Genomic DNA, 2,240 nt, shown 5'->3' with positions numbered 1-2,240 from the left:
AAAGAATATAGTATACAGCGTGTACATCATAGAATTCTGTTTTTTATCGCTCGTTTTCCAGGGCTTAGTGTAAATGAGTTGCTATCACTTTTAGAAATAAGTAAACAAGCTCTTCACGGACCGTTGCGCCAACTGTTAGATAAAGGACTTATTGAGAGTAATGAAGCTGCACATGATCGTCGTGTGAAACAGCTGTCTTTAACAGAAGAAGGAACAGACTTAGAGAAAAAACTGAGCGATGTTCAAAGAGAGCAAATGGGAGCTATTTTTGAACAGTTTGGCGAATCATGTGAAGAAAATTGGCATCAAGTTATGAATGAAATGGCAAATAGCCGTTCAGGATTTGATGCATGGACGGCTAAGCGTGAAATACCAGTAGAATAAAAGATAGAAATAGTATCTTGTTTTGTAGTTTGAAAAATCATAAATTCTCATCTGTATATTTGGCAACTATGGATAAAAAATTCACATTACCAAAAACTTTATATGTGTACGTATTGAAATTTTAAAATTCATATTTCCGAGAGGGGAATTATAATGATAAAACTTGTACTCATTCGTCACGGACAAAGTTTGTGGAATCTTGAAAATCGATTTACAGGATGGACAGATGTAGATTTATCAAAGAATGGATTAAGTGAAGCGAGAGAAGCAGGAACAATATTAAAAAAGAATGGATATACGTTTGATATTGCCTATACATCAGTATTAAAACGAGCAATTCGTACATTATGGATTGTACTTTATGAAATGGATCTCACTTGGGTCCCTATACATAACTCATGGAAGTTGAATGAACGCCATTATGGTGCACTACAAGGATTGAATAAAGACGAAACTGCAAAAAAATATGGAGATGAAAAAGTTCATATTTGGAGAAGAAGTATAGATGTGAGACCGCCTGCACTTACTGAAGATGATCCCCGATATGAAGCGAATAATCCGAGATACAAAACGTTAAAAAAAGGCGAGTTCCCATTAACTGAATGTTTAGAGGATACGGAGAAAAGAGTACTTGATTATTGGCATGCAAAAATCGCACCGGCATTAAAAAATGGTGAAAAAGTAATTATTTCATCACACGGCAATACGATTCGTTCACTTGTGAAATACTTAGACAATCTCTCAAATGATGGTGTAGTAACATTAAATATACCGACTAGCATTCCGCTTGTTTATGAATTGGACGAAAATTTACATCCGATTCGTCATTATTACTTAAGTATGGACGGAGAAGTACCTGAAGGGGAAATTCCGAAACATATTTATTTTTAACGTGAAAATTTGAAACGCATGCTTGTCTACATATACAATGTAGATTCATGATAAAAGACGTGGCCTGCTTCTAATGTATATGCGATGTAGCTAACTTTAGAAGGTTGTCCACGTCTTTTGTCATAAAGATGGCTCTTTGCGCATGTAATGGTATCGTGAGTAGTTTTGGAATGGAGGGTGATGTGATTGACGATCTCTAACATTCGAATCGGCTTATTTATTTTAGCAATCGTCTTTATTGTTCTTGTTTTCTTTTATTGGAAAAATGAAGAATTGTATGAGGAGAAGAAACAACGAATTCGAAAAACGTGGTACGGTTTGTTCATAACATCAGTCACAGTTTATTTCACGATAAAAGGAATAGATTTAACCCTCTGGAAAAATCTTTTAATGTTTACTGCGATGGTAATTTTCGTTGATATTGCATTCATTTTGACACCTAACATTTCAGAAATATGGGGTGCAAAATTCAGTGATATCGGAAAGACGGTCCAATCAATTAAACGGTCATTAATTGCTTCAAAAGCAAGAGGAGAAATATATACGACAATTATTCAAAATGTAAATCCAGCAGCATTTGGGACAATGGAATGGCACACGGAAGAAGAATATACAAAAAGTTTAAACGCATTTCTTGATTCGTATGGTGAAAAAGTAGGTGCGAAAATTGTTGTATTTGAAGCAGCGAACGAATTAAATACGAATTTCCGTGGTATTCGCTCTCAATTTAGTATTACAGTACCTCTAGAACATATAGAGCAATGGAATGGCCAGCAAGCGGTTCAAGTAGAAAATGTCGGAATTATACCAGCAAAAATAGTGAATGATGTTTTTATTGTTATTGATGGGAAGAAGAATAACCTTCAAGATCGAGATTTTGAAAATGTATATAATTTAACAATACATCATAGTTATTTTTGTAAGTAGGACAGAATCTTTTTCTGTCCTTTTCATCTATACATAAT

The 2,240-nt window shown here is 34.4% G+C and carries 3 protein-coding genes; all 3 read left to right on the top strand.

Translation table 11 applies throughout. From position 1 onward, the window contains the following. The coding region (locus AB3X48_RS21390; RefSeq protein WP_367959918.1) for a MarR family winged helix-turn-helix transcriptional regulator at window positions 1-384 on the top strand (384 nt) is incomplete at its 5' end. Window positions 385-537: 153 nt separating this feature from the next. Further along, the gene (gpmA, locus tag AB3X48_RS21385; protein ID WP_016104870.1) at window positions 538-1,275 is read left to right on the top strand and encodes a 2,3-diphosphoglycerate-dependent phosphoglycerate mutase; all 738 of its coding nucleotides are present in this window, start codon (window positions 538-540) and stop codon (window positions 1,273-1,275) included. A gap of 186 nt (window positions 1,276-1,461) precedes the next feature. Next, complete coding sequence (locus AB3X48_RS21380; protein WP_016104871.1) at window positions 1,462-2,202, top strand: type II toxin-antitoxin system SpoIISA family toxin; 741 nt, start codon at window positions 1,462-1,464, stop codon at window positions 2,200-2,202. The last annotated feature ends 38 nt before the right edge of the window (window positions 2,203-2,240 follow it).

Source organism: Bacillus sp. S4 (assembly GCF_040838205.1).
In the GTDB taxonomy this organism is placed as follows: domain Bacteria; phylum Bacillota; class Bacilli; order Bacillales; family Bacillaceae_G; genus Bacillus_A; species Bacillus_A cereus_U.
Note: the sequence above shows the minus strand (reverse complement) of the source record. Positions and strands in the feature narration are given on the sequence as shown.

Bases quoted from the DNA above. Each gene is read 5' to 3' on its own strand.
- gpmA (WP_016104870.1), top strand. From the start codon at position 538: ATGATAAAACTTGTACTCATTCGTCACGGACAAAGTTTGTGGAATCTT.